At 61.5% G+C, this 24,914-nt stretch carries 24 protein-coding genes; 12 read left to right on the forward strand and 12 right to left on the reverse strand.

The genetic code is table 11. The features are described from left to right. Positions 1-211: hypothetical protein (locus tag PO883_RS27895; protein WP_289312667.1), on the forward strand; the 211-nt coding region annotated here is incomplete at its 5' end. 468 nt (positions 212-679) lie between these two features. On the opposite strand, the gene PO883_RS27900 is transcribed toward PO883_RS27895, so the two are convergent. The 5 genes from PO883_RS27900 to PO883_RS27920 form a co-directional block, all read right to left on the reverse strand. Next, positions 680-1,945 carry a DUF2863 family protein gene (locus PO883_RS27900; RefSeq protein WP_289312668.1) on the reverse strand — a complete coding sequence of 422 codons (1,266 nt, stop codon included), beginning with the start codon at positions 1,943-1,945 and terminating at the stop codon, positions 680-682. A gap of 250 nt (positions 1,946-2,195) precedes the next feature. Further along, entirely contained in the window at positions 2,196-4,904 is a 2,709-nt protein-coding gene (gene acnA, locus PO883_RS27905; protein ID WP_289312669.1) for an aconitate hydratase AcnA, read from the reverse strand. A 155-nt stretch (positions 4,905-5,059) separates the two neighbouring features. After that, positions 5,060-5,656, reverse strand: a complete 597-nt coding sequence (locus tag PO883_RS27910) for a hypothetical protein (protein WP_308606397.1) — start codon at positions 5,654-5,656, stop codon at positions 5,060-5,062. A 14-nt stretch (positions 5,657-5,670) separates the two neighbouring features. Then, a complete protein-coding gene (locus PO883_RS27915; protein WP_289312670.1) occupies positions 5,671-6,666 on the reverse strand; it encodes a CoA ester lyase in 996 nt (331 codons plus the stop codon). 104 nt (positions 6,667-6,770) lie between these two features. Continuing rightward, positions 6,771-7,760: a malate dehydrogenase gene (locus PO883_RS27920; RefSeq protein WP_289312671.1), complete on the reverse strand. Its 990-nt coding sequence runs from the start codon at positions 7,758-7,760 to the stop codon at positions 6,771-6,773. Positions 7,761-8,055: 295 nt separating this feature from the next. Between PO883_RS27920 and PO883_RS27925 the strand changes: the two genes are divergently transcribed. The 7 genes from PO883_RS27925 (at position 8,056) to PO883_RS27955 (ending at position 14,242) form a co-directional block, all read left to right on the forward strand. Further along, positions 8,056-8,853: a GntR family transcriptional regulator gene (locus PO883_RS27925; RefSeq protein ID WP_167089499.1), complete on the forward strand. Its 798-nt coding sequence runs from the start codon at positions 8,056-8,058 to the stop codon at positions 8,851-8,853. A gap of 239 nt (positions 8,854-9,092) precedes the next feature. Next, positions 9,093-9,515, forward strand: coding sequence for a succinate dehydrogenase, cytochrome b556 subunit (gene sdhC / locus PO883_RS27930; protein WP_206089484.1), 423 nt, complete (start codon positions 9,093-9,095; stop codon positions 9,513-9,515). Continuing rightward, positions 9,515-9,880: a succinate dehydrogenase, hydrophobic membrane anchor protein gene (sdhD, locus tag PO883_RS27935; protein WP_289312672.1), complete on the forward strand. Its 366-nt coding sequence runs from the start codon at positions 9,515-9,517 to the stop codon at positions 9,878-9,880. Before sdhC ends, sdhD begins: the two co-directional genes overlap by 1 nt. A gap of 2 nt (positions 9,881-9,882) precedes the next feature. Next, positions 9,883-11,661 (forward strand): succinate dehydrogenase flavoprotein subunit, encoded by a 1,779-nt coding sequence (gene sdhA / locus PO883_RS27940; protein WP_289312673.1) that lies wholly within the window; start codon positions 9,883-9,885, stop codon positions 11,659-11,661. A gap of 9 nt (positions 11,662-11,670) precedes the next feature. Then, on the forward strand, positions 11,671-12,381 hold the full coding sequence (locus tag PO883_RS27945) for a succinate dehydrogenase iron-sulfur subunit (RefSeq protein WP_054263811.1): 711 nt from the start codon (positions 11,671-11,673) through the stop codon (positions 12,379-12,381). Between the two features lie 198 nt (positions 12,382-12,579). Then, a complete protein-coding gene (locus tag PO883_RS27950; protein WP_167089491.1) occupies positions 12,580-12,846 on the forward strand; it encodes a succinate dehydrogenase assembly factor 2 in 267 nt (88 codons plus the stop codon). A gap of 94 nt (positions 12,847-12,940) precedes the next feature. Then, on the forward strand, positions 12,941-14,242 hold the full coding sequence (locus PO883_RS27955) for a citrate synthase (RefSeq protein WP_289312674.1): 1,302 nt from the start codon (positions 12,941-12,943) through the stop codon (positions 14,240-14,242). A gap of 66 nt (positions 14,243-14,308) precedes the next feature. Here PO883_RS27955 and PO883_RS27960 read toward each other — a convergent pair whose 3' ends face one another. Next, positions 14,309-15,697, reverse strand: coding sequence for an Atrophin-1 multi-domain protein (locus PO883_RS27960; protein ID WP_289312675.1), 1,389 nt, complete (start codon positions 15,695-15,697; stop codon positions 14,309-14,311). A 400-nt stretch (positions 15,698-16,097) separates the two neighbouring features. Between PO883_RS27960 and PO883_RS27965 the strand changes: the two genes are divergently transcribed. Both PO883_RS27965 and gluQRS read left to right on the forward strand, forming a co-directional pair. Next, positions 16,098-16,595: a nuclear transport factor 2 family protein gene (locus PO883_RS27965; RefSeq protein WP_289312676.1), complete on the forward strand. Its 498-nt coding sequence runs from the start codon at positions 16,098-16,100 to the stop codon at positions 16,593-16,595. A gap of 21 nt (positions 16,596-16,616) precedes the next feature. After that, complete coding sequence (gene gluQRS, locus PO883_RS27970; protein WP_289312677.1) at positions 16,617-17,609, forward strand: tRNA glutamyl-Q(34) synthetase GluQRS; 993 nt, start codon at positions 16,617-16,619, stop codon at positions 17,607-17,609. Between the two features lie 38 nt (positions 17,610-17,647). Here gluQRS and PO883_RS27975 read toward each other — a convergent pair whose 3' ends face one another. Further along, a complete protein-coding gene (locus PO883_RS27975) occupies positions 17,648-18,106 on the reverse strand; it encodes a DUF421 domain-containing protein (protein WP_289312678.1) in 459 nt (152 codons plus the stop codon). 192 nt (positions 18,107-18,298) lie between these two features. Between PO883_RS27975 and PO883_RS27980 the strand changes: the two genes are divergently transcribed. Together PO883_RS27980 and PO883_RS27985 are read left to right on the forward strand one after the other, a co-directional pair. Next, positions 18,299-18,844, forward strand: a complete 546-nt coding sequence (locus tag PO883_RS27980) for a PEP-CTERM sorting domain-containing protein (protein ID WP_289312679.1) — start codon at positions 18,299-18,301, stop codon at positions 18,842-18,844. Between the two features lie 97 nt (positions 18,845-18,941). Further along, positions 18,942-19,907: a ribonuclease Z gene (locus tag PO883_RS27985; protein WP_289312680.1), complete on the forward strand. Its 966-nt coding sequence runs from the start codon at positions 18,942-18,944 to the stop codon at positions 19,905-19,907. Between the two features lie 6 nt (positions 19,908-19,913). On the opposite strand, the gene PO883_RS27990 is transcribed toward PO883_RS27985, so the two are convergent. The 5 genes from PO883_RS27990 to PO883_RS28010 form a co-directional block, all read right to left on the reverse strand. Continuing rightward, entirely contained in the window at positions 19,914-20,222 is a 309-nt protein-coding gene (locus tag PO883_RS27990) for a hypothetical protein (protein WP_167089475.1), read from the reverse strand. A 1-nt stretch (position 20,223) separates the two neighbouring features. After that, positions 20,224-21,042 carry a hypothetical protein gene (locus PO883_RS27995; protein ID WP_167089473.1) on the reverse strand — a complete coding sequence of 273 codons (819 nt, stop codon included), beginning with the start codon at positions 21,040-21,042 and terminating at the stop codon, positions 20,224-20,226. 200 nt (positions 21,043-21,242) lie between these two features. Beyond that, on the reverse strand, positions 21,243-21,641 hold the full coding sequence (locus tag PO883_RS28000; RefSeq protein WP_289312681.1) for a BlaI/MecI/CopY family transcriptional regulator: 399 nt from the start codon (positions 21,639-21,641) through the stop codon (positions 21,243-21,245). A 59-nt stretch (positions 21,642-21,700) separates the two neighbouring features. After that, positions 21,701-22,381: a Fe2+-dependent dioxygenase gene (locus PO883_RS28005; protein WP_289312682.1), complete on the reverse strand. Its 681-nt coding sequence runs from the start codon at positions 22,379-22,381 to the stop codon at positions 21,701-21,703. A 94-nt stretch (positions 22,382-22,475) separates the two neighbouring features. Further along, positions 22,476-24,782: a catecholate siderophore receptor Fiu gene (locus PO883_RS28010; protein ID WP_289312683.1), complete on the reverse strand. Its 2,307-nt coding sequence runs from the start codon at positions 24,780-24,782 to the stop codon at positions 22,476-22,478. Positions 24,783-24,914: the final 132 nt, after the last annotated feature.

A 24,914-nucleotide genomic window follows, 5' to 3' on the forward strand; every position in this document is an offset into this window, starting at 1 on the left:
TTCATTCAAAGTCAGTCAATTCGGGAGAATTGAGGCGGCAAGCTCGGTCACCCGACTGCCTGAGCGAGGGGTAAAACGCGACATCCGGGGTGGGGCAAGTGCAGGGAAACGGGGCCTGATGTTATTGATTGCACTCGTCTTTGCGACATTTGTTCATGATATTTTACCATTATTTTTGATGCAAAAGTGCAATTTTTGTTACCGCCGGTAGTGCGGAAACAACAGGCGGCGGGACCCGTGGCAGCCGTCGTCGGGCTGCAACATGGGCGGGCCTGGGCACGTGGGAAGAAGGGAGGTTGATGCCTGGAAGCGGCATCATGCGGGGTGCGGGGGCGTCGATGGATTTGCCTGCCGGGCTCACTGTTAACACGGCGGGCGAGGCGGCGTGGGCAGGGCGCCCACGCGCTGCGGCACTACGCTGGCTGCTTGCCTACCACTTGAAAACCCGGGCGATTGCCAGGAACCAGGTGATGAAAGTATCGATAAATCCGGTCAACACCGGCACCACCTGAATCATCATATCGTCCATGCTTGTTCTCCACAGTGCGTTGATGCGGCCCGGACGGACCACCCAGCGAGTGTAGGGGTGTTGGCATTTCGTTATCTTGTGCGTGCCCAAGAAAGCGGGCGGCGTAAAAAAACCCGGGCGGACCCGGGTTCTGGATGAGGCAATACCTGCTTAGTGAAAATGCTCGTTGCCCGCGGGCGCGTCTTCCGGCATTTCCGCATGCACCAGTTCGCCAGTCGGATCGGCAAACAGGGGCGCGTCGCAATCGTCGCAATACTCGGTCACGAAACGCTCGTTATGGCGCTTGATGTGGGTGACGCCCGCTTCGTTCAGGTGTCCGATGATCTCGTCGAGCGGCGCCTTCGGCTCGGCCATGCCGCCCAGCGCGGCGGCCGACAAGCCTTCCACCGGCGTGCCGTCTTCATCTTCCTGCCCGTACAGCGGCCACACGATGCCGTAGATCACATCGGCGGTCTGGCGCATGGTGAAGCCGACCCGGTACTCGTCGATCTGGCCTTCGGCCGATTCATCGCCGAAGCCGGCAATGACGGCGCGCAGGTCGGACGCTTCCACGCCCAGGGTATTGGTCAGGTAATGCACGGCGGCACGCACCGATACCGGACGGATCAGCTTATCCGCTTCGCGGCACGCCACGTAATACGCTTCGGGCAGCAGCAGTTCGACGCCGCAGCCCGGCAGCAGGCGGGTGATGGTCGGGCCGGCCTGCGCGCGCCACTGTTCGAGCGCATTCGCGCGTTCGACCATGAAGCTCGACTGGAACTGCGGCTCCTGCCAGCGGAACAGCGGCGCGCCCAGCGGCGCCACGATGGCCACCATCAGGTAGCGCGTGTCGGCCAGGAACGGCGCGGTCTCGGCCGGCTTGGCGATCGGCTTGACCGCCGTGCCCTTGTGCGCGGCCTGGGCCAGCTTGTGCGTGGTGGTATAGGTTTCGGCGTGGGTGCGCGGCAGCTGGTCGATCGAGAACAGGGTCGGCGCCATGGCCATCTGCACGCCATCGGCCAGCAGGTGGGCCGAGAAGTGGGCGGACAGGGTCTGCAGCAGCTCGGCCGGAATGCTGCCGGAAGCGATCGAAAAACGCGTCCACGCCAGGATTGGCGCCGCCACCAGCAATGCCTGGAAGGTCTGTTCGGCGCCATCGTGCTGCTCGACCATGGTCGACGATTCGCTGACCGCTTCGACCCCCTCCATCAGGGTGTCGTAGGCGTTCAGGTCTTCCTTGAACAGCACGTTGAGGGTGGTGTCGACGGTATCCTGGTGGCCGGTCTTGAGCAGGCGCTGGAGGTGGGTGTCGAGCTGGCGCTCCCAGGCCCGTTCTTCAATGCGGCTGGACGCCTGGACGATCGCCTGGCTGATGCTGACCAGGCGTTGGCTCTCGGCCGACAACTTATGGGATGTATCTTTGGTTGGACGACGCATGGCGTATAAGAGTCTTTGTAAGTGAATGAACGGATCAATAATGTCGTAACAATGATAAACCCTTATCGGCCGTATTGTAGTTCATTCGTCCCTTCCCCATGAAGACGGCGCAAGAAGTGTGAAGAAAAGGTGAGCGGGAGGGGGGGGTGGGCGCTTGCCCGGCCTTGCCGCAACGCTGCGGACGAAAAAAAACGCCGGACGAATCCGGCGTTTTTTGATCCAGCCCCGCGCGGGCGCAGGGCGTCGGGAATTACGCGGCCAGCAGCTGGCGCAGCACGAATGGCAGGATACCGCCGTGCTTGTAGTAATCGACTTCGATCGGGGTATCGATACGCAGCAGCACCTTGACTTCCTGTACGTCGCCATTGGCGCGCGTGATGACCAGGGTCGCCAGTTGCTGCGGCTTGATCTCGCCTTCCAGGCCCTTCAGGTCGAACACTTCGTTACCCGTGATGTTCAGGGTCTGCACGCTGTCGTCGCCGATGAATTGCAGCGGCAGCACGCCCATGCCCACCAGGTTCGAGCGGTGAATACGCTCGAACGAGCGGGTGATGACCGCTTTCACGCCCAGCAGCTGGGTGCCCTTGGCCGCCCAGTCGCGCGAGGAACCCGTGCCGTACTCTTCGCCGCCGAAGACCATGGTCGGCACGCCGTCGGCCACGTACTTCATGGCTGCGTCGTAGATCGGCATCTGGGCGCCGCTCGGCTGGTGAATCGTGATGCCGCCTTCAACCGCGGAACCGTCGGCCTTGGCAGGAATCATGCGGTTCTTGATACGCACGTTGGCAAAGGTGCCGCGCATCATGATCTCGTGATTGCCGCGGCGCGAACCGTAGGAGTTGAAGTCCGCCTTCTGCACGCCATTGGCCAGCAGCCATTTGCCCGCAGGGCCGCTTTCCTGGATCGAACCGGCCGGCGAAATGTGGTCGGTGGTGATCGAGTCGCCGAACACGCCCAGTGCGCGCGCGCCGGTGATGCCGGTCGCTGCCGCTTTCGGGATCATCTCGAAGCCGTCGAAGAACGGCGGCTCGGCGATGTAGGTCGACTTCGGCCAGTCGTAGACCTGGCCGGTGGTGGTGGTGACGTTTTCCCACAGCTTGCCCGGTGCGCCCTTGACGTCGGCGTAGTTGGCCTTGAAGACCTTGGAGTTCATCGCGAACTTCATCAGCTTGCCGATTTCTTTCGAGGTCGGCCAGATGTCGCCCAGGTAGACGTCCTTGCCGTTGGTGCCCTTGCCGACCGGTTCGGTCATCAGGTCGCGCGTCATGTTGCCGGCGATGGCATAGGCCACGACCAGCGGCGGCGAGGCCAGGAAGTTGGAACGGATGTTCGGGTGGATCCGTGCTTCGAAGTTACGGTTGCCCGACAACACAGCCGAGGCCACGATGTCGTTCTCGGCGATGGCCGCGTTCAGTTCCGGGGTCAGGTCGCCGGCATTGCCGATGCAGGTGGTGCAGCCGTAGGCGGTCACGCCGAAGCCGAGCTGCTCCAGGTACGGCAGCAGGCCGGCGGCGGTCAGGTACTCGGTGACCACGCGCGAGCCGGGGGCCAGCGAGGTCTTGATGTGGGGAGCGACCGTCAGGCCGGCTTCAACCGCTTTCTTGGCCAGCAGGCCCGCGGCCAGCAGCACGCTCGGGTTGGAGGTGTTGGTGCACGAGGTGATTGCCGCGATCAGCACGTCGCCGTTCTTGACGTGCACGCCGTTGGTGGTTTCGTAGTGGTTGGTCAGGTCGGCCGGGTTCTTGTTGAACCCATTTTCGGTGGTCGGCTTGGAGAACAGTTCGATGAAGTTGTTCTTGACGTTGCCGATTTCGATACGGTCCTGCGGACGCTTCGGGCCGGCCAGCGACGGGGTCACCGTGGCCAGGTCGAGCGAGACCACGCGGGTGTAGTCGATGTCGCCTTCTTGCGGCACGCCGTACAGGTTCTGCGCCTTGAAGTAGTTCTTGAACGCGGTGATTTCCTCGGTGGTGCGGCCGGTGCCTTCGAAGTATTCGATGGTGGCGTCGTCAACCGGGAAGAAGCCCATCGTCGCGCCGTATTCCGGTGCCATGTTGGCGATCGTGGCGCGGTCGGTCAGCGACAGCGTTTCGGTGCCGGCGCCGAAGAATTCGACGAACTTGCCGACGACTTTTTCCTTGCGCAGCATTTCGGTGATGGTCAGCACCAGGTCGGTCGCGGTGCAGCCTTCGCGCAGGGCGCCGGTCAGGTTCACGCCGATCACGTCCGGGGTCAGGAAGTAGACCGGCTGGCCCAGCATGCCCGCTTCGGCTTCGATGCCGCCCACGCCCCAGCCGACCACGCCGATGCCGTTGATCATGGTGGTGTGCGAGTCGGTGCCGACCAGGGTGTCAGGGTAGTAGGTGTTGCCAGCCTTGTGCACGCCGCGCGCCAGGTACTCCAGGTTGACCTGGTGCACGATGCCAAAGCCCGGTGGGACCACGCCGAAGGTGTCGAAGGCTTGCATGCCCCACTTCATGAACTGGTAGCGCTCGTTGTTGCGCGAGAATTCCAGCTTCATGTTCAGGTCGAGCGCGTTCTTTTCGCGGTAGTGGTCGATGGTGACCGAGTGATCGACCACCAGGTCGACCGGTACCAGCGGCTCGATGTTTTTCGGGTTCATGCCCATCTTGTTGGCGACGTTGCGCATCGCGGCCAGGTCGGCCAGCAATGGCACGCCGGTGAAGTCTTGCAGCACGACGCGGGCCACGACGAAAGGAATCTCGTCGGTGCGTTCGCCGTTTGGCGCCCAGTTCGCCAATTGCTTGACGTGTTCTTCCGTGACCTTCTTGCCGTCGCAGTTACGCAGCACGGATTCGAGGACCAGGCGGATCGACAACGGCAGGCGCGAGACATTCACCCCAAGGCTTTTCTCGAGCGCCGGCAGCGAGTAGAACTTGCCTTTCTGGCCGGCCGACAGTTTGAAATCCTTGAGCGTGTTCAGAGTGTTGCGGGACATGACCTCTCCTTCAGTGGGGTATTTTATTAGGGAACCTCGACCAACCTGCTGCGCGGCGCAATGATCGTCCTGCGATGCTCACCGTACCTTCGTACGGCTGCGCTTCTCAAACGACACTTGCGCCGCTCGCTGCGGCTGTTCGAGGCCCCCTTGTTTCAGTTCGTTTTTTTTGCTGCAGGGGCGTCAAGCGCCGCCGGCGCCGCCAGGGGCGGCACCGCTGGTACTGCAAGTTCGCCCGATGCCGGGGTTGGCGCCGGCATGGGCGCCGGGGCCGCGACGGGCGCCACCGGGGTGTCGACAAGCGGCTTCATCTGCTCGGCGTTCTTGCATTCATTGGCCAGCTGGCGGTTCAGGCGCGAATCGAGCAGCATGCCCTTGGCCGGAATGCCGATCCAGACCAGGCCGAAGAGCGGGTTTTCAAAGCGCTTGGCGCCCGTGGTGGTACCCACGCGGGTGAGGCGGTGCAGGCGTTTTTTCCAGCGCAGCGCGATGTGGCCGTCGTCGCTGTCGTTGTGGTAGGTCGTGACCTTGTTGCCCAGTTCGCAGTTGAAGTCGGTGGTGGTGGTGCCGCTGATGTCCGGTTCCGGCTCGCTGCCGACCACGTCGACCGCCTTCGGATGGCTCTTCGATTTGGCCGTGGCCTTGACGGTCTTTTTCGGTTCGGCCGCCTGGGCCGACGGGGCCGCGCACAGCGTGGCCGCTGCCATCGCCAGCGAGCAGGCGAGCAGGGTGTTCTTGATCAGGGTGGTCATCGGGATGGATCCGTTCAGGTGGCGGGTTGTGGGTCGTTGACGAGCGCGGCGGCGGCGTCGGGCAGGGCCAGGCCCGCCAGCTTCGCGCGCTGCAGCACCGTCCAATAATAGCGATAGCTGGCGCGGTCGTGCAAGCGCCCGTTTTGCGAAATCGGGCCCCAGTTGGCGTTCTTGCCTTCGGTGAGGATATTGGTCGCTTCGTTCACTTCCGACAGGCGCGGCGTGAAGGCCTTGAGGATCGGCTTGATCTGGTCGGGGTGGATGCTCCACATGCGCGTAAAGCCGAATTCGGCGGCGGCGCGCTGGGCATCGTTGGCCACCACGGCGCTGTCCTTGATGTCGGTGGTCACGTTATGCGAAGGCACCTTGCCGTGCGCGTGGCAGGCGGCCGCCATCTCGAGCTTGGCGCGCACCACCAGCGGGTGCGTGAACTGGCCCGGGGTGCGCATGGCCGCGCCGGGAATGGCGCCGTAGTGGCTCGACACAAAATCCATGATGCCGAACGACAGGCACTCGACCTGGGGCAGGGCGGCGATGGCATCGGCTTCGCGCAGGCCGCCGTGGGTTTCGATCAGCACGTGCACCGGCAGCGGGGTGCTGCGGCCGGCCTTGGTGGCATGCTGGTTGATGGTCTTGATGGCGCGCGCGACTTCGGCCGCGCTGTGGATCTTGGGCAGCACGATGTAGGCCAGGCGCTGGGCGGCGCCGCCCACGATCAGCGACAGGTCGGCGTCGAAAAACGGGCTGGCCACGTCGTGCACGCGCACGCCGATGCGGTTGTGGCGGTTGCCGTCGTCGTTGAGCAGGCGCACGATCATTTGGGCGTGTTCGGGCTCGGAGCCGGCGGTGGCGCCGTCCTCGCAGTCGAACGTGATGTCGAACAGGGGGCCAAACTCTTGTTGCAGGGCCATCGACTTGAGCATCAGCTTTTCGGAGCCTGCATAGTGGTCGCAGGCGGGGAGCAGCAAAGGCTGGCGTTTGCCCTGGAATAAAACCTCGGAGGGATGCATGTTCATTTTCTCAGGTACAGCAGCGCTCGTGCCGCTCGGGGCGGCACGGCGCGTGCGGCGAATCGGTGGGGTTACGGGATCCACGAATCCGGCCGCGTTGAAACTCAGGCCAGCAGGTGGGCAACGCCTTCACGCTCTTCGGTCAGTTCCTTGAGTGTGAGGTTGATGCGTTCTTGCGAGAACTCGTCGATCGGCAAACCTTGCACGATCGTGTATTCGCCATTCTCGGTGGTGACCGGGAAGCCGAACATGGTGCCTTCAGGGATACCGTACGAACCATCCGAAGCAATACCCATGGTGGTCCACTTGCCGTTGGTGCCGAGGTACCAGTCGTGCATGTGGTCGATGGCGGCGTTGGCGGCCGACGCTGCCGACGACAGGCCGCGCGCTTCGATGATCGCCGCGCCGCGCTTGCCGACGGTTGGCAGGAAGGTGTCGCGGTTCCAGGCGTCGTCGTTGATGGTTTCCTTGACCGATGCGCCATCGATCTGGGCGAAACGGTAGTCGGCGTACATGGTTGGCGAGTGGTTGCCCCACACGCACAGTTTTTCGATCGAGGCGACCGGCTTGCCGGTTTTCGACGCGATTTGCGACAGGGCACGGTTGTGGTCCAGGCGCAGCATGGCGGTGAAGTTCTTGGCCGGCAGCGAGGGCGCCGATTTCATGGCGATGTAGGCGTTGGTGTTGGCAGGGTTGCCGACCACCAGCACTTTGACGTTGCGCGACGCGACGGCGTCGAGCGCCTTGCCTTGCACCGTGAAGATCTGGGCATTGGCTTCGAGCAGGTCTTTACGCTCCATGCCAGGACCGCGTGGACGGGCGCCGACCAGCAGGGCGAAATCGGCATCCTTGAAGGCAGTCATCGGGTCGGCGTGGGCGCTCATGCCGGCCAGCAGCGGGAAGGCGCAGTCGTCGATTTCCATCATGACGCCCTTGAGCGCTTTCTGGGCTTTCTCGTCGGCGATTTCCAGCAATTGCAGGATGACTGGCTGGTCTTTGCCGAGCATGTCACCGTTCGCGATGCGGAACAGCAGGGAATAGCCGATCTGGCCGGCAGCGCCGGTGACAGCAACGCGCAGTGGGGTTTTAGCCATGATGAATCTCCAAAGTGGGAAAGAAAACGGTCGAAGCTGAGGATACGCTTGTTCGGGAAAACCGTAATGATACCAAAATCGGATACCGACATCGGACACCACAGCCGGAACTTCCCGTCCCCGTCGCAAAACCGTGGGGCGATACGCGCGTATGCCGGATCGACCGCGAGTGTAGGCGCGTGACAGCGATCTGTCAATTCGTATCATATATCTTATATAAGACACCTTATATAAAACACCTGCCACCGGCGATTGCACTGGACTGGCGCGCCCGTTTGTGGTGAAATCCCGGTCTATGAATCCAGTCCCGACCCCTCCGATCTTGCATGGTACAACGGCCAGCGGGACCGGCGCTTCCGCCGGCGCGTCGGGCAATTCGCCGACCTTCAGCCCCCTTTACCAGCAAATCAAGGCGCTCATCACGCAGGGCTTGCAGGCGGGCGAATGGAAACCCGGCGAAATGATCCCCAGCGAAGTCGAGCTGGCCGGCCGCTTCAAGGTCAGCCAGGGCACGGTGCGCAAGGCGATCGACGAACTGGCCGCCGAAAACCTGGTGCTGCGGCGCCAGGGCAAGGGCACCTTTGTCGCCACCCACCACGAGGCGCGCGCGCATTTCCGCTTCCTGCGCCTGATGCCCGATGAAGGCGTGCCCCACCATCCCGACAACAAGATCATCGAAGTCAAGCGCATGCGCGCGCCGGCCGAAGTGGCGCGCCTGCTGGACTTGAAATCGGGCGACTCCGTAGTGTATATCAAGCGCGTGATGTCGTTCGACGGCACGCCGACAATTCTTGAAGAAATGTGGCTTCCCGGCCTCCTGTTCAAGGGCCTGACCGCGGAACGCCTGGTCGAGTACAAGGGTCCCATGTACGGGCTGTTCGAGTCCGAGTTCGGCACCCGCATGATCCGTGCCAGCGAGAAAATCCGCGCGCTCGGGGCCGACGCCGGCGCCGCCCAGTTCCTCGGAGTGCAGGAAGGCGCGCCGCTGCTGTGCGCCGAGCGCGTCTCGTTCACTTACGGCGACAAGGCGGTCGAGCTGCGCCGCGGGCTGTACCTGACCGCGCACCACCATTACCAGAATGACTTGTCGTAGTTTCAAGATAAGTGTTGCCGAACCGCGATTGAACCTCGATTCAGGGTGGCGCATAGCGACGGTGCGGTGCACAAAATGCCCGTTCCGTTTAAAATGCATTGATCATAAGAAAGTAGCGAGCATCTGCCCATATTGTTGCTGAACGTGCCAATCCCAAGAGGAATATTGGTGCATTTGGGCAAAATGGGCGAAAATTGCGGGTTCATTACAATTTAGTTAGTCTAAGGGGAGGTACTGCCATGTCCGAAGCCGTGAAGGAAGTTCCAAAAAAAGAACGGCCCGAGATCCGTAACATTCATGTTACCGATTTGATGAATTACAATATGACGCCTGGCGCCTACGTGTCGATCCTGCACCGCATCAGCGGCGCGGCGATCTTCCTGATGCTGCCGTTCCTGCTGTATCTGTTCCAGAACAGCGTCCAGTCCGAAATGTCGTTCGACTATTTCAAAGGCATCCTCTCGCATCCGCTGTGCAAACTGGTCTTGCTGGGCTTGATCTGGGCGTATATGCACCACTTCTGCGCAGGTTTCCGTCATCTGTTCATGGACATGCACATGGGCATCGAGAAGGATTCCTCGCGCCAGAGCGCTGTCAGCGTGCTCGTTGTCAGCCTGATCCTGACCGCACTGGCTGGTCTCAAACTGTTTGGAGTGTTTTGATGGCAAAGAATAATGTCGGACGTAACCGCCTGGTCGTCGGCGCCCACTACGGCCTGAAGGATTGGATGGCCCAGCGCCTCACCGCGGTCGTGATGGCCGTGTACACCTTCACCCTGCTGATCTCCTTCCTGACCGGCGACAACTTCTCTTACGAAGGCTGGGCCCACCTGTTCTCGCAACAGTGGTTCAAGCTGTTCAGCCTGGTGACCTTCGCCGGCTTGTACTACCACGCCTGGGTCGGCATGCGCGACGTCTGGATGGATTACATCAAACCGGTCGGCGTGCGCCTGGCCCTGCAAGCGGTCACCATCCTGTGGCTGATTGGCTGCGCCGCATGGACTGTACAAATTCTCTGGAGCGTTTAATCGTGGCAGCAATCAAAAAAGCACTTCCTACCCGCCGTTTCGACGCGGTCATCATCGGCGCCGGCGGCTCGGGCATGCGCGCATCCCTGCAACTGGCTGAAGCCGGCCTGAACGTGGCCGTGCTGTCCAAAGTCTTCCCGACCCGTTCGCACACGGTCGCGGCCCAGGGCGGCATCGGCGCGTCCCTCGGCAATATGTCGGAAGATGACTGGTACTGGCATATGTTCGACACCGTCAAGGGTGGCGACTATCTGGGCGACCAGGATGCGATCGAATTCATGTGCCGCGAAGCACCGAAAGTCGTGTACGAGCTGGAACACTTCGGCATGCCCTTCGACCGCAATCCGGATGGCACGATTTACCAGCGTCCGTTCGGCGGACACACCGCCAACTTCGGCGAAAAGCCGGTCCAGCGCGCCTGCGCGGCGGCCGACCGTACCGGCCACGCGCTGCTGCACACGCTGTACCAGCGTAATGTGCGCGCGCGCACCCACTTCTTCGTGGAGTGGATGGCGATCGACATCATCCGCGACGCCGATGGCGATTGCGTGGGCGTCGTGGCGCTCGAAATGGAAACCGGCGAATGCATGATCCTGGAAGCGAAGACCACCATCTTCGCCACCGGCGGAGCAGGGCGCATCTTCGCCGCCTCGACCAACGCCTTCATTAACACCGGCGACGGCATGGGCATGGCGGCGCGCGCCGGCCTGCCGCTGCAAGACATGGAATTCTGGCAGTTCCACCCGACCGGCGTGTCCGGCGCGGGCGTCCTGATTACCGAAGGGGTGCGCGGCGAAGGCGGCATCCTGATCAACAGCAATGGCGAACGCTTCATGGAGCGCTATGCGCCGACCCTGAAAGACCTGGCGCCGCGCGACTTCGTGTCGCGGTCGATGGACCAGGAAATCAAGGAAGGCCGCGGCTGCGGTCCGAACAAGGACCACGTGCTGCTGGACCTGCGCCACATCGGCGCCGACACCATCGCCAAGCGCCTGCCGTCGATTCTCGAAATCGGCCACAAGTTCGCCAACGTCGACGCCACCAAGGAACCGATTCCGGTGGTGCCGACGATTCACTACCAGATGGGCGGCATCCCGACCAACATCCACGGCCAGGTCGTCGCGCCAAAAGATGGCAATCCGGTCGCCGTGGTGAACGGCCTGTACGCGATCGGCGAATGCGCCTGCGTCTCGGTGCACGGCGCCAACCGCCTCGGCACCAACTCGCTGCTCGACCTGCTGGTGTTCGGCCGCGCGGCCGGCAACCACGTGGTGGCATCGAACCTGAAGCAAAAGGAAAACAAGCCTTTGCCGAAGGATGCGGCCGACTTTGCGCTCGATCGCATGAACCGCCTGGAAACCTCGACCGGTTCCGAAAAAGTGCAGGGCGTGGCCAACGATATCCGTTCCACGATGCAGAAATACTGCGGCGTGTTCCGCACCGACGAGCTGCTCAACCAGGGCTACAAAGAGATCATGGTGCTCGACGAGCGCCGCAAGCACGTCTCGTTCAAGGACAAGTCGATGGTGTTCAACACCGCGCGCGTCGAAGCGCTGGAACTGGATAATCTCATTGAAACGGCGAAAGCGACCATCACATCGGCAGTGGCACGCAAGGAATCGCGCGGCGCGCACGCCCACAGCGACTTCCCGAACCGCGACGACGACGTCTGGATGAAGCACACCTTGTTCTACTCGGAGAACAACCGCCTCGAGTACAAGCCTGTGATCACCAAGCCGCTGACGGTCGATACCTTCAAGCCGAAACCACGTACTTTCTAAGGTCAGAACATGACACGCACCGTAAAACTGAAAATCTACCGCTACGATCCCGACCAGGATGCCAAGCCGTACATGCAAGACGTGACCGTCGAGCTGCAGGACACCGACAAGATGCTGCTCGACGCCCTGCAGCGCATCAAGTCGGACGTGGACGATACCCTGAGCCTGCGCCGCTCCTGCCGTGAAGGCGTGTGCGGTTCGGACGCGATGAATATCAACGGCAAGAACGGCCTGGCCTGCACCACCAACCTGAACGAGCTGACCCAGCCGATCGTCCTGCGTCCGCTGGCCGGCCTGCCGGTGATCCGCGACCTGATCGTCGACATGACGCAGTTTTTCAAGCAGTACGATTCGATCAAGCCCTACCTGGTGAACGATTCGATTCCGCCTGAAAAAGAGCGCCTGCAGACCCCGACCGAGCGCGAAGAGCTCGACGGCCTGTACGAGTGCATCCTGTGCGCCTGCTGCTCGACGTCGTGCCCGTCGTTCTGGTGGAATCCGGACAAGTTCGTCGGTCCTGCCGGCCTCTTGCAAGCCTACCGCTTCATCGCCGACAGCCGCGACGAAGACACCGGCGCGCGCCTGGACAACCTGGAAGACCCGTACCGCCTGTTCCGCTGCCACTCGATCATGAATTGCGTCGACGTTTGTCCGAAGGGGCTGAACCCGAACAAGGCGATCGGCAAGATCAAGGAATTGATGGTTCGCCGCGCTGTCTAAGGCAGCATGGCAAACCGCCATGGCGGGCGCGGCGCGGACACGCTTGTCCGCGTCGCGCCCGCTTGCCATCCGGGGCGGATTTACATGCCGTCCGGTATGGTCGATTGTGGTGAATTGTTGCAAGCAATACAGTAAAAGTACCGTACTGCCGAAATCCGGCAGGCGGAGTATAGTGTTGACCCAACGACGGACTCTAGAGTGAATACGCACCAATCCGACCCGGCCAACCGCTCGCGACTGCGCTGGCGCAGCCGCCGGGGTTTGCTCGAAAACGACCTGATCCTCACGCGCTTCCTTGACGCGCATGAGGAAGGGATGACCGATGACGAAGTCGACGCGCTGACCCGGCTGCTCGATCTGGCGGACAATCCGCTGATGGACCTGCTGCTGGCGCGCAAAGAGCCCGAAGGTGAAGTCGACTTGCCGCATGTGCGCGCCTTGCTGTCGCGCCTGCGGCAAGCGTGAACGTGGCAATAGCCCGTGGCGCAAGCCCGTGGCATAGCCCGACGAGTTTCGTATTTTTTATTTTGTAGACCTCACCTCCCAAGAAGGAAGTGCCATGAACATCTCTGATACCAAAGCCACCCTGTCGTTTTCCGATGGCAGCACGCCCATCGACATGCCGATTTACAAGGGCACCGTTGGCCCGGACGTCATCGACATCCGCAAGCTGTACGCCCAGACCGGCAAATTCACGTACGACCCGGGCTTCATGTCGACCGCCGCCTGCAACTCGAGCATCACCTACATCGATGGCGACAAGGGCGAGCTGCTGTACCGCGGTTACCCGATCGAGCAACTGGCCGTCAATTGCGACTTCCTGGAAACCTGCTACCTGCTGCTGAACGGCGAACTGCCGAACAAAGAAGAAAACCTGAAGTTCAGCGATACCGTCACCAAGCACACCATGGTGCACGAGCAGATGCAATTCTTCTTCCGCGGCTTCCGCCGTGACGCGCACCCGATGTCGGTGCTGGTGGGAACCGTCGGCGCGCTGGCCTCGTTCTACCACGACTCGCTCGACATCAACGACCCGCATCACCGCGAAGTATCGGCGATCCGCCTGATCGCCAAGATGCCGACCCTGGTCGCGATGTCGTACAAATACTCGATCGGCCAGCCGTTCGTGTACCCGCGCAACGACCTGTCGTACAGCGCCAACTTCATGCGCATGATGTTCGGCAATCCGTGCGAAGAATACGTTGTCAACGAAGTGCTGGTGCGCGCACTCGACCGCATCCTGATCCTGCACGCGGACCACGAGCAAAACGCGTCGACCTCGACCGTTCGCCTGGCTGGTTCCTCGGGCGCCAACCCGTTCGCCTGTATCGCTGCCGGCATCGCCTGCCTGTGGGGCCCGGCGCACGGTGGTGCGAACGAAGCGGCACTGAACATGCTGAAAGAAATCGGTACCGTCGACAAGATTCCTGAGTTCATCGCCAAGGTGAAAGACAAGAATTCCGGCGTCAAGCTGATGGGCTTCGGTCACCGCGTGTACAAGAACTTCGACCCGCGCGCCAAGCTGATGCGCGAAACCTGCTACGAAGTGCTGGAAGAGCTGGGCCTGCAGGACGACCCGCTGTTCAAGCTGGCCATGGCGCTGGAAAAAATCGCGCTGGAAGACGACTACTTCGTATCGCGCAAGCTGTACCCGAACGTCGACTTCTACTCGGGCATCGTGCAATCGGCGCTGGGTATTCCGGTATCGCTGTTCACCGGTATCTTCGCGATGGCGCGCACCATCGGCTGGATCGCGCAATGGAACGAAATGATTTCCGATCCAGAGCAAAAAATCGGCCGTCCACGCCAGCTGTTCGTCGGCTCGCCGACGCGCGACGTGAAGCCGATCGACAAACGCTGATCGGTTTGCGTTGTCATTGAAAAAAGCGAGCCTTGGGCTCGCTTTTTTATTGCCCTGCTGGCGTGATTACTCGCCTGCCGACAGCTCGACCAGGCGCGCTTTCAGGCGCGCCGGTCCGCCCACCGGTTTCTTGGCGGTGAAGAAGGCAGTGGCTTTATCGGGCCAGACCACCGTCGCGCTCTGGCCATTGCCCAGTTGCGCGGTCGTGGTTTTGACGGTGCCCACCTGCATCGTCATGCTCATGGTGGTGCCACTGGTCGACTCGACCGACAGCTTGTAGCGCTTGGGCGCGCTTGGGTACTTGTTCGCGACCCGGCCCAGGCCCCAGTTCGAGTAGTTGATCTGGGTCATAGGCCGCGTGGTGGTCGTGCCCCACACCACGGACTGGCTGAAGGTGTCGTACACGCCTTGCGCGCCGACGCCATCGATCAGGAGCCAGGCGCCACGCAGCGAGAGCAGGTTGACGTGCGTCTCGGGCACGCGCGGCTTGCCGTTGCCGTCGATGTGGCCAGTCTGGCCGAGCACCCGGCGCAGGCTCTTGCGCACCAGGTTGAGCTGGTCGGGCGGCGAAGCACCCCACGGCGCGCCGATTTCCACGTAGATCGCGAACGGCGTATTGTCGTTGCGGTCGACCACGTAGGCGCCGTACTTCATCAACGTCCTGGCGACCTTCAGCAGGCGCGCATCGGTAATTTTGCTCAGGTCGAAATTGGGCGGCAGCATGACGCGCGCGCCTTCGGGAATCCGGCCGGTATTCGGCTTGTTCGCTATGGGGGTGTCGGCCGCTGTCGCCGGATAGGTATAGCGGTCGGGCCCGGCGAGCAATCCCGTGAAATCGAGCGACATGGACAGGGCGTGCTCGAACAGGGGTTTGGTATCGCCGGCTTCGGCGATGCGGATCATGCCGCCCGTTGGGGCCGGACCGGCCGCGCGCGCACCTTGATAGTAATGGGCCGGGTCGCCCCAGCCGGTGCCGTTCAAGGGCGTCCACGACACCCGGGTCGCGGTCCACTTGCCTTCGGTGTTTTTCTTCAGGTTGGAAAAAGAATAGATCCGGTTCAGGCTCGCATCGACGATATCGGCATGGCCATCGCTGCCCGTCGCGGGGACGGTGTTCGCCGGCCAATGGGGGATGGTGTAGGTCGGGGTCGACATCTCGGTGTCGGTATCGACCACGCCGCTCTTGCCGGCCACCGGATAAATCAGCATCTGCGGGTCCGACGCTTTCGCCTCGAAAATGCCGGACGAGTAAGCGCCGGCCTGAATCGCCGGATTCCATGTGGTGGCCGGGATTTCCCAGGTGTCGAATGCCGGATTGACCGGATAGGAATTCCAGAGCGAATCGGCGGCAAAGGGTTTTTGGTAAGTGCCAAAAGTCGCCGTGGGAACGGTTTGTGCATACGCCTGCGTCACGGACGCCAGCGCCAGTGTTCCAACAGCTACAAGTAATTTCATCTGCAAAGTCCTCGGAATGGATATGCCCCTGGGTGCGGGCGGCATGTGGGAGCGTTGATAATGCAAAAAGGAAGATCGTCTGTTTCGGCTGATTTTCATATCAGCTGATTTAACGATACCACATTATTCCGGCGATGAAATCGATTGCGGCGTTCATTTTGGCGATAAAAAATGAGTATCGGGGAATTTATCCGCTGTTCATATGCCGGTAATAATCGGGCGTTTGTTTTAGCCAGAGTAAAAACATATACGATGATGCTGGTGGTGGAATATTAGATTGCCTGCGTTAATAAAAGATAATATCCATGCATGCTCGCGCCCGCTGTGCCGGCGGCGCCGGCGCCACGCCGGTGCGTGTACAATCGCGTCTCGTCCCGCTCATTGCCCCTGGAAAGTCAGAATGAAGAAAACACTGCTGGCCTGCATCCTGTTCATGTTCAGCCTGGGTGCGTTCGCACAAGCGTCCGACCCCGCTGCGCCCTATACCAAACAGATCAATGCCTTTATCGATGAATGGCACGATGACGCCGCGCATGCCCGTCCGGCCTATTTCGACAAGATGGCAGCGAACGGCGTGTATATCGGCACCGACAAGACCGAGCTGTGGAACCGGGACCAGTTCAAGGCCTGGGCCAAGCGCTTCTTCGACAAGGGCAAGGCATGGTCTTTCAAAGCCACGAAACGGAATGTGTATATGTCGGCGGACAAGAACTTCATCTGGTTCGATGAACTGCTCGATACCCAGATGGGCGTGTGCCAGGCCAGCGGCGTGTTGCGCAAGACCGACAAGGGATTCGAGATCGAGCATTATCAGCTCTCGATCGCCGTTCCCAATCCGGTGGCGGACAAGGTGACTAAAACGATCAAGGATTTTGAGGCGGCTCCGTCCGTGAAATAAGGCCCAGCGCAAAGCCAGCACGTGCAAAACCGAACTCCCTATATTGGCCGCTTCGCGCCATCGCCCAGCGGTCCGCTGCACCAGGGATCGCTGGTGGCGGCCATGGCGAGCTACCTGGACGCCAAAGCCCATCACGGCCAGTGGCTGGTGCGGATCGAAGACGTGGATGAAGGCCGCAGCGTGCCGGGCGCAGGCGAAGCCATGCTGGCCTTGCTGCGCACCTTGCGCATGGACTGGGATGGCGATGTGGTCTGGCAGAGCCGGCGCAAACTGCTATACCAGGAAGCCGCCGATAAACTTGGCGCGCATGTCTATCCCTGCGGCTGCAACCGCCGCGAAATCGCCGATTCCCGCGTCGGCACCGCACCCGATGGCTCGGCCATCTATCCCGGAACCTGCCGTCATGGCCTGGCGCCAGGCAAGACCATGCGCAGCCTGCGCGTACGGGTGCCCGACATGCGGGTACCCGACATGCGGGTACCCGACATGCGGGTACCCGACATGCGGGTACCCGACATGCGGGTGCCCGATGCGGCCGGCTGCACTGCTAGTCCCGCCACCACGGCAAATACCGACCTGATCACGTTTACCGACCGCGCCGCCGGACGGGTGGCGCAGCATCTGGCGACTGAGTCGGGCGACTTCGTGCTCAAGCGCGCCGATGGCTTCTGGGCCTACCAGCTTGCCGTGGTCGTCGATGACGCGCAGCAGGGCGTTACCGACATCGTGCGCGGCGCTGACCTGATCGATTCGACGCCGCGCCAGATCTATCTGCAGCAACTGCTGGGCGTGCCTACCCCGCGTTATCTGCACGTGCCGGTCGTGCGCAATGCGGATGGCGAAAAGCTGTCCAAGCAAACCGGCGCGCTGGCGGTCGCTCCCGACAGTGAAGCGCAAGCCCTGGGCGCACTGCAAGCGGCGGCCGCCTTCCTGCAACTGCCGCTTGCGCCGCCAGCCTCGATCAGCGCGTTCTGGCAAGCGGCAATCCCCGCATGGGCGAAGCGCTTCATATAGTCTTCCGCTGCGGCACGACGGCCCCGGCGGCAACAGTGCTATTTCTTCTGGATGGTGATTTGCCCATCGGCTTCAAGAAACGCGCAGCGCATGTCCTTGATGTCGCAATCGGAGCAGCGCAGGGCCTGGTCGACCTCTTCGCGTGAAATGCGGCAGCGTTTCATGACCTTGTCGTACAGTTCGCCATCGCGTCCCAGCAGCACGGCGCTGCCGTCGAGAATGTCGGACATTTTCTTGCTGTGCGATGACAGGAACGACATCGTCATGTTCAGTCCCACCAGCACCGCCGCCACGATGAAGCCGCCAATGAGCGATTGATCGCCGCCGGTCAGGGAGTTGGACACGGCCTCGCTCAGCAGCATCACCACCAGCAGGTCGAAGGGCGTGAACTGGCCCACCGTGCGGCGGCCGGACACGCGCACCATGACCAGCAGGATCAGATACACGGCCGCGCCGCGCACGACGAATTCCCACCAGGGATGGTCCATCTCGAACATGTGCAATTCCTTTCAGTGTTCAGCGTGCTGCGCTGTGGATTTTTATCATATTGTAAAGAAACGCAAGGACAGGTGGATTTCCGTACGGTGCGTTGTGGGCTCGCGCGGCAACAACAAAGTTGTACATACAAGCTGCTTTATGTTAATTTCGCGTTGCAGGAAAATTATGAAAATAACTATAAGGAGACAGGAATGAAGTTGTTGTCAGTATTGTTGGGACTGGTTTTGATTGCGGATGCGCGCGCCGATGCATCCTTGCTGGGAGATACGGTCGACGCCGGCATGTACCGGACCATCGACACCGGTAAAGGTGTCGGCCGGATCACGGGATTCGGCCTGGACAGCCCGTTTGTCGTCGAGAACGGGGCGGCCGATCAGAAAAGCTACAGCGTCGCCTATACGCTCGATGTCGATGCCGACCGCTTCACCATGGATTACCGCAATCCTTTCGCCTGGGGCAACGGGATTGTGTTTCGCCTGACCGATCTCGACTTCAGCAATGGCGCATCCTTGCAATCGTTGATCGTCGACACCAATCTGGTCGGTTACGGCTTGACGGTCGGCGCCGATTACGTCGAAATCAATCTGAGCGGCGTGCACGGTACGCGCGATGCCTACTTCAGTGGCCAGTTCATCACCACGGCCGTGCCGGAACCGGCCTCGTACGCGATGCTCTCGCTGGGCCTGGCGGTGGTGGGCTTCGGCGCCCGTCGCGCCCGCAAGGCCCGCCAGGGCTGAGACGAGCGGCGTCGCTGCCGACGCTGCCGTGTGGCCGCTCGCGCAAGGCGGTCCGGCCTGCACTGGCGCCGGCTTTAGCGCTGGCGCATAATGCGGCATGTTCAAACTGACCTTTCTCGGCACGTCCTCGGGCGTGCCAACCAAAAACCGCAACGTCACCGCGCTGGCGCTGCAGACCTCCCTGAACCGCGACTGGTGGCTGATCGACTGCGGCGAGGGCACCCAGCATCGCCTGCAGCATATTCCCCTCACAGTGCATGACCTGGCCGGCATTTGCATCACCCACATTCACGGCGACCACAGTTACGGCTTGCCCGGCTTTCTGGCCAGCGCGGCCATGGGCGGACGCAAGCGCCCGCTGATCCTGGTCGCGCCGCTGGGCGTTAAAGCGTGGCTGGAAGCGACCATGCTGCATACCGAACTGTTCCTGCCGTTTGCGCTGATCCATGTGGATGTCGCCGGCGAGCAGCAGGTTCATCAGGAGCCGGGCCTGACGATCGAACGGCATCACTTGTCGCACCGGGCGCCGAGCGTCGGTTTTCGCTTCGCCGTGGAGACCTGCAAATGGAAGCTCGACAGCGCGGCCTTGCGCGCGCGCGGCGTGCCATCCGGTCCGCTGTGGGGGCAATTGCAGGCCGGTCACGATGTGACGCTGGACGACGGGACGACCTTGGCGGCCGCCGATGTCCGCGTGGCCGATGTGCAGCGCGCGGTGGCGGTGATCGGCGGCGACAACGATACCCCGGCGCTGCTCGGCCAGGCTTGCGCCGATGCCCAGGTGCTGGTGCACGAGGCGACTTATACCGAAGCGATCCTGCAAAAGGTAGGCCCCGGGCCGACCCACAGTTCCGTGCAGCGTGTGGCGCAGTTCGCCACCGAATGCGGCTTGCCGAACCTGATCCTGACCCATTTCAGTGCGCGTTACGACAATCCGGAAGGCATGGCGGAACTGGAAGCGGAGGCGCGCCAGCATTACGCGGGCAAGCTGTTCCTGGCGCAGGATTTTGCCAGCTATGAACTGGACAGTGTGGGAATTGTACGGAAAGTGCCAGCGCCCGCTTAAGCCGGTCTACTCAACTAAATCTGATGGCAATTCCGTATTGACAATCGTTTTCTTGAGGGCGTTTTGGCTGCGCGATGCGTAACTCTCACCGGTCCGATAGAGGAGAACTTTTGGCCGCGCAATTTCACGTCCAGAAACTGAGCGGACAACACTTGCTGCTGGCTGCGTTGCCTGAGTTTTTCCAACGCCAGCGGGAGCGCTATTCCGCAGTGTCACACGTTCTTCGCTGAGCATCTTGGAAGCGCCGGCCGGTGACCCGCTGTTCTGTTCTTTTTTTTGCGGCTTCAGACGCGCAATGTGGAAAGGTTTCGTCATTTCACACCTCGAATTTCAAATAGCTGGACAATGCAGGAAGCGATTTTCCGCCAGGATCCAGGTTGAACGTCATATCCCACCCATCACCCACGGTCTTCCAGAATTCTGCCCCAGACTTGCCTAAGGCTAGCACCTCGGAGACATACACGCAAGCGGCCAGCTTAGGTGGTTCATACTTGAAAAATGGATACATTGACGTGGTTAGTTGATGTACCGGCATGTCAAAACCATACTTTGGCCACGCGGCGTATCCATACCAGCGGCCGCCCTCCGTCCGGTCATTCCATGAGCGGCCGCCCGCAGCCTGCAAACGAATTTCAAGGATGTCTGGGTTAGGCCGGGCAGCCCGTGCGATCGCCGCAACCATGTACCCGCCAATCCCCGTAAAACTTTTCTTGTCAGCAGCTTTCGGTAAGAAATCCACAAGCTTGATGTAGATACCAACGGCAATGCGATCATTGTCAGCCTCAATGGGGTAGAGAATGACTTGATTGTATGTTCCGATGTAGTCGGGATTCAGGACTTTTAAGTACAGGCCCGGCGGCACCTCTTCAACCTTGTTGCCGTCATTAATTTTACTGGCATCGATTGCTGGTTCTGGCTCGAAATAGGCCGTCACAACAGACCCAGTCGGCGCACCGCTCAGCCCGATAATTTCCTCATCAGTGAGAGTGAAGCCAATCGCGTCGATATCGCAAGTGGGCGTGACTCTGCAAACTGTCCCCGAAGAGAGATTGAAATGAACATGCAGCGCAGTTTCAGCAGTATTTGGCGAGACGTTAGTCATTTCGGAGGATGTTTTCGCTGTGGATATCGACATTGTCCGCGCCAACAAATGTCCACTAAGACATACAGCGGCGCGACGTTAGCGTACATCCTACCGGAAAATCGCCGGAGACTACCTAAGGAACTCATGCAATCATGAGGCCTTCTTCGTCCATCCCAGAATACATTGACGCAAGCCCTGAACCTGAATTTTCCCGATTACACGGCAGAGCGATGGAGCGCACCAGATCGTGCTCAGGCTTTTCCGGCGGGAGGCTTTTCCTGATCCAGAATCGCCTGGATCTCCGCCCGTTCGCGCGCGCTCACATGCCCGCGCAGCGCCGCCAGCACCAGTTCCTTGCCTGAACCCGAAAACGCCTTGTGAATCAATTCCCTGATCAGGCTGGTCTGCAGCGAATCCTGCGGCTGCGCCGGCGCGTACACATGCGCGCGCGCGCTTTCGTCGCGCGTGAGCAAGCCCTTGGTGTGCATCAGCTGGAGCAGGCGCAGCACGGTCGCGTACGCCATGTCGGGGCGGCTGGCGATGGCCGCCTGGTGCACCTGTTTGGCGCTGGCCGGACCGAGTTGCCACAGCAGGCGCAGCATCTCCAGTTCCGATGCGGTGGGCTTGGGCGGGGCGGACGGCTCGGACATGGGGAAATAGACTGGTGGGAATGCATCTAGAATAAATTATCTAGATGCGAAAGTCCAGTTCAGATCTCCGACCACATCCGCAGCAGGTTGTGATAATGCCCGGTCAGGCCGACCGTTTCCTCGGTATCGCCAAGGCGGGCGCGCAGGCGCTGGATCGTCTGGTCGAGTTCGAGCAGCATGGCGCGGCGGCCATCGTCGCGCACCATGCTCTGCACCCAGAAAAAGGAACAGACGCGGCTGCCGCGCGTGACCGGCTCGACCTTGTGCACACTGGACGAGGGGTAGACGATCATGTCGCCGGCCGGCAGCTTGACTTCATGCACGCCGTAGGTATCGTTGATGATCAGTTCGCCGCCATCGTAGTCCTCCGGTTCGCACAGGAACAGGGTGCAGGACAGGTCGGTACGCAGCGGCAAGGCGCTGCCGGCCACATTGCGTACGGCACCGTCCACGTGGGCGCCGTAGTGTTCGCCGCCGGTGTAGCGGTTGAACAGCGGCGGCACCGTGCGCAGGGGCAGGGCGGCGGCGAAATAGAGGGGATTGGCGGCCAGGGCGGCCAGGATGATGCGGCCCAGTTCGGCGGCGAGGGGGGCTTCGGCCGGCAGTTGCTGGTTGTGCTTGACCTGTGCACCTTGTGCGCCGACCGTGGCGCGGCCGTCGGTCCAGTCGGCGCTGTCGAGCGCGCGCCGCATGGCGGCAAGCTGGTCGGGACTGAGCACGTGGGGAATATGGAGCATCATGGCAATAAAATGGTGACGAAGGAAGTGGAAAGTCAAACACCGTCATGCCTGCCAATGGCGGACATGACGGTGTCTGGCGATGCCGGTAAGGCGTTTAGAAGCGGAAGTTGGCCATCAGGCTGGCCGAGCGTGGCGCGCCCGGCGTGTAGCGGTAACCGCTCTTGTTAATCTGCGCAATGTACTGCTTGTCCGCCAGGTTGTACACGTTCAGCTGCACGTCCAGGTTCTTGCTCACGGTGTACGACGCCATCGCATCGACCACCCAGTAGGCATCGGCAAACGCCGGCGTACCCACCGCGCCATCGGTACCGCGCAGCAGCTTGCCGACATAGCGCGCGCCGCCGCCCACTTTCAGGCCCATCGGCAGGGTGTACGAGGTCCACGAGGTGAATGCATCTTTCGGCGTGTAGTTCAGGTTATTGATCCCGCTGGCGGTCACGACCTTGCCGTTGCTCACTTCGGTATCCATGCGGGCATAGCCGGCGCTCACCAGCCAGTTGCGCGCCACTTCACCCGTCACGCCCAGCTCGATGCCTTTGACTTGCTTGCGGCCGGTCTGGTAGTACACCAGGTCCACCGGATCCTGCTCCAGCTCGTTCTTGACCGTGGTGCGGTACAGCGCCGCCGTGAGCGACAGTTTTTGCTTGAGGAAATCCCACTTGGTGCCGATTTCGGTCGTGGTCGATTGCTGCGGATTGTATTTCGGGTTCGACGCGCTATTGGCCGACGCCGACAGCGCCAGGTTGGTTCCCGGCGGCTGCTTGGACGTTGCCACCAGCGCATACACGCTGCTGGCGGCGGTCGGCTTGTACAGCGCCGATACCTTGCCGTTGCCCACCGTATCGCTCAGCTTGAGCGCGGTCGGCAGCAGGGTACCGACCGGCAGCGCCGGATTGGCGGAGGCGGTCGACAGGCTGGTCGCGTTGTAGTTCACGTTGAAGTGGTCCATGCGGCCGCCCACGTTGAAGATCCACTTCTCGCCCAGCTTGATGGTGTCGAACAGGTACAGGCTCTGGGTATCGACCTTGGAATTGGTGCTCACGCCATTGCGCACCAGGTTCAGGCCGGTGATCGGCGAGGATGGATTCGGCGCGTACAGCGAATCGACCGCCATCGTGCCGGCGCCAAGGTAGCCGAAGGTGGTCTGCTCTTCGCTGGTCAGTTCCAGTCCGCCCACGAAGGTGTGCTTCATGCCGCCCAGGTCCATGCCTACCGTCGCCACGCTCTGGTTGGTGAGGATCGTGTTGCTCTGGTCCTTGACCGTGCGGTTGCCGCGCGTGATGGTCCAGCTGGCCGGGTCGTTGGGGTTCGGCGTTTTCAGGTTGGCGCTATTGCCCATGAAAGCGGTCAGCAGGTAATCCTGCGACGTCTTGCCGTAGCGCGTGGTGTTTTGCAGCTTCACGTTCGGTGCAAAGTCATGCTCGACCTTGACCGTGAACATGTCGGCCTTGACTTCGTCGTAGTCGGTCACGGAACCGTAGAAGTTGCGCGGATCGACGCGCGGCGCGCTGGTCAGGAAGGCGCGCGCGTCCGGGCTGGTGTAACCCGGCAAGCCGATGGTCGGCACGCCGCCGTTGGGCACGTTGTCCTGGTTCACGTGCAGGTAGTTCAGGTAGATGCGGGTCGGGCCGTTCAGGCCGAAGGCGAGCGAGGGTGCCAGCGCCCAGCGTTTGTCCTTGACGACATCGCGTCCGGGAACGCCGCTATCCTGGGCCAGCGCGTTCAGGCGCAGGGCGATGCCTTTTTCGGCGCTCAGCACCTGGGCGTAGTCGACCGTGGCGCGCTTTTGCTTGCCGCTGCCGGCGATCACTGAGCCGGTCGTGCCGGATTCCATCACGGCTTGCTTGGTCACCATGTTGACCGAACCGGTCGGCGAGGAGCGCCCGGTGTCGGTGCCGGCCGGTCCCTTGAGCACGTCGAGCTGCTCGACGTTGAAGACGTCGCGCGAAATCGAGCCGATGTCGCGCACGCCATCGACAAAAATGCTGGTCGAGGAATCGAAGCCGCGCATGTAGATGCTGTCGCCGGTGGTGGTGTTGCCGTTTTCGCCGAGGAAGAAGGTGCCCACGCCGGGCGTGTTGCGCAGCGCTTCGGTCAGGGTGAGCGCGCCTTGCTGCTGGATCAGTTCTTTCTTGATGACGGTGATCGTTTGCGCGGTGTTGATCAGCAGTTCCGTGTATTTCGGCGACGCGGCGCGCTCGGCCTTGAAGTCGTTGACGGTTTCTTCGCCGGTCTTGCTCACCACCTGGACTTCCGGCAGGGTGCGGGTCTGAGGGGTCTGAGGGGTCTGAGGGGCCTCGGCGGCATGGGCGGCCACCGGCACCAGCAGCGCGGCCAGCGCGACGCTCATGTGTTGATTGAAACGGGATTGCGCGTGCTTGCGGCTTTTGATCGGTGCCATCTGCTTCTCTTCTTTGACGGTGGGTGGGCGCCGGCGGGCCTGGAAACGCGCGCCGGATGGCATAAATTGCCAACAACTTAGTCATTGTAGGAGAAACGTAAATTCCTGTAAATGATAATCGTTATCAATTCG

Origin of the sequence: Massilia sp. DJPM01 (assembly GCF_030348125.1) — a bacterium.
In the GTDB taxonomy this organism is placed as follows: Bacteria; Pseudomonadota; Gammaproteobacteria; order Burkholderiales; family Burkholderiaceae_D; genus Telluria_A; species Telluria_A frigida.

Excerpts from the sequence above, each read along its gene's own strand:
- PO883_RS27900 (WP_289312668.1), bottom strand. The coding sequence starts at position 1,945 with ATGCGTCGTCCAACCAAAGATACATCCCATAAGTTGTCGGCCGAGAGC.
- acnA (WP_289312669.1), bottom strand. The coding sequence starts at position 4,904 with ATGTCCCGCAACACTCTGAACACGCTCAAGGATTTCAAACTGTCGGCC.
- PO883_RS27910 (WP_308606397.1), bottom strand. The coding sequence starts at position 5,656 with ATGACCACCCTGATCAAGAACACCCTGCTCGCCTGCTCGCTGGCGATG.
- PO883_RS27915 (WP_289312670.1), bottom strand. The coding sequence starts at position 6,666 with ATGCATCCCTCCGAGGTTTTATTCCAGGGCAAACGCCAGCCTTTGCTG.
- PO883_RS27920 (WP_289312671.1), bottom strand. The coding sequence starts at position 7,760 with ATGGCTAAAACCCCACTGCGCGTTGCTGTCACCGGCGCTGCCGGCCAG.
- PO883_RS27925 (WP_167089499.1), top strand. The coding sequence starts at position 8,056 with ATGAATCCAGTCCCGACCCCTCCGATCTTGCATGGTACAACGGCCAGC.
- sdhC (WP_206089484.1), top strand. The coding sequence starts at position 9,093 with ATGTCCGAAGCCGTGAAGGAAGTTCCAAAAAAAGAACGGCCCGAGATC.
- sdhD (WP_289312672.1), top strand. The coding sequence starts at position 9,515 with ATGGCAAAGAATAATGTCGGACGTAACCGCCTGGTCGTCGGCGCCCAC.
- PO883_RS27945 (WP_054263811.1), top strand. The coding sequence starts at position 11,671 with ATGACACGCACCGTAAAACTGAAAATCTACCGCTACGATCCCGACCAG.
- PO883_RS27955 (WP_289312674.1), top strand. The coding sequence starts at position 12,941 with ATGAACATCTCTGATACCAAAGCCACCCTGTCGTTTTCCGATGGCAGC.
- PO883_RS27960 (WP_289312675.1), bottom strand. The coding sequence starts at position 15,697 with ATGAAATTACTTGTAGCTGTTGGAACACTGGCGCTGGCGTCCGTGACG.
- PO883_RS27965 (WP_289312676.1), top strand. The coding sequence starts at position 16,098 with ATGAAGAAAACACTGCTGGCCTGCATCCTGTTCATGTTCAGCCTGGGT.
- PO883_RS27975 (WP_289312678.1), bottom strand. The coding sequence starts at position 18,106 with ATGTTCGAGATGGACCATCCCTGGTGGGAATTCGTCGTGCGCGGCGCG.
- PO883_RS27980 (WP_289312679.1), top strand. The coding sequence starts at position 18,299 with ATGAAGTTGTTGTCAGTATTGTTGGGACTGGTTTTGATTGCGGATGCG.
- PO883_RS27985 (WP_289312680.1), top strand. The coding sequence starts at position 18,942 with ATGTTCAAACTGACCTTTCTCGGCACGTCCTCGGGCGTGCCAACCAAA.
- PO883_RS27990 (WP_167089475.1), bottom strand. The coding sequence starts at position 20,222 with ATGACGAAACCTTTCCACATTGCGCGTCTGAAGCCGCAAAAAAAAGAA.
- PO883_RS27995 (WP_167089473.1), bottom strand. The coding sequence starts at position 21,042 with ATGTCGATATCCACAGCGAAAACATCCTCCGAAATGACTAACGTCTCG.
- PO883_RS28000 (WP_289312681.1), bottom strand. The coding sequence starts at position 21,641 with ATGTCCGAGCCGTCCGCCCCGCCCAAGCCCACCGCATCGGAACTGGAG.
- PO883_RS28005 (WP_289312682.1), bottom strand. The coding sequence starts at position 22,381 with ATGATGCTCCATATTCCCCACGTGCTCAGTCCCGACCAGCTTGCCGCC.
- PO883_RS28010 (WP_289312683.1), bottom strand. The coding sequence starts at position 24,782 with ATGGCACCGATCAAAAGCCGCAAGCACGCGCAATCCCGTTTCAATCAA.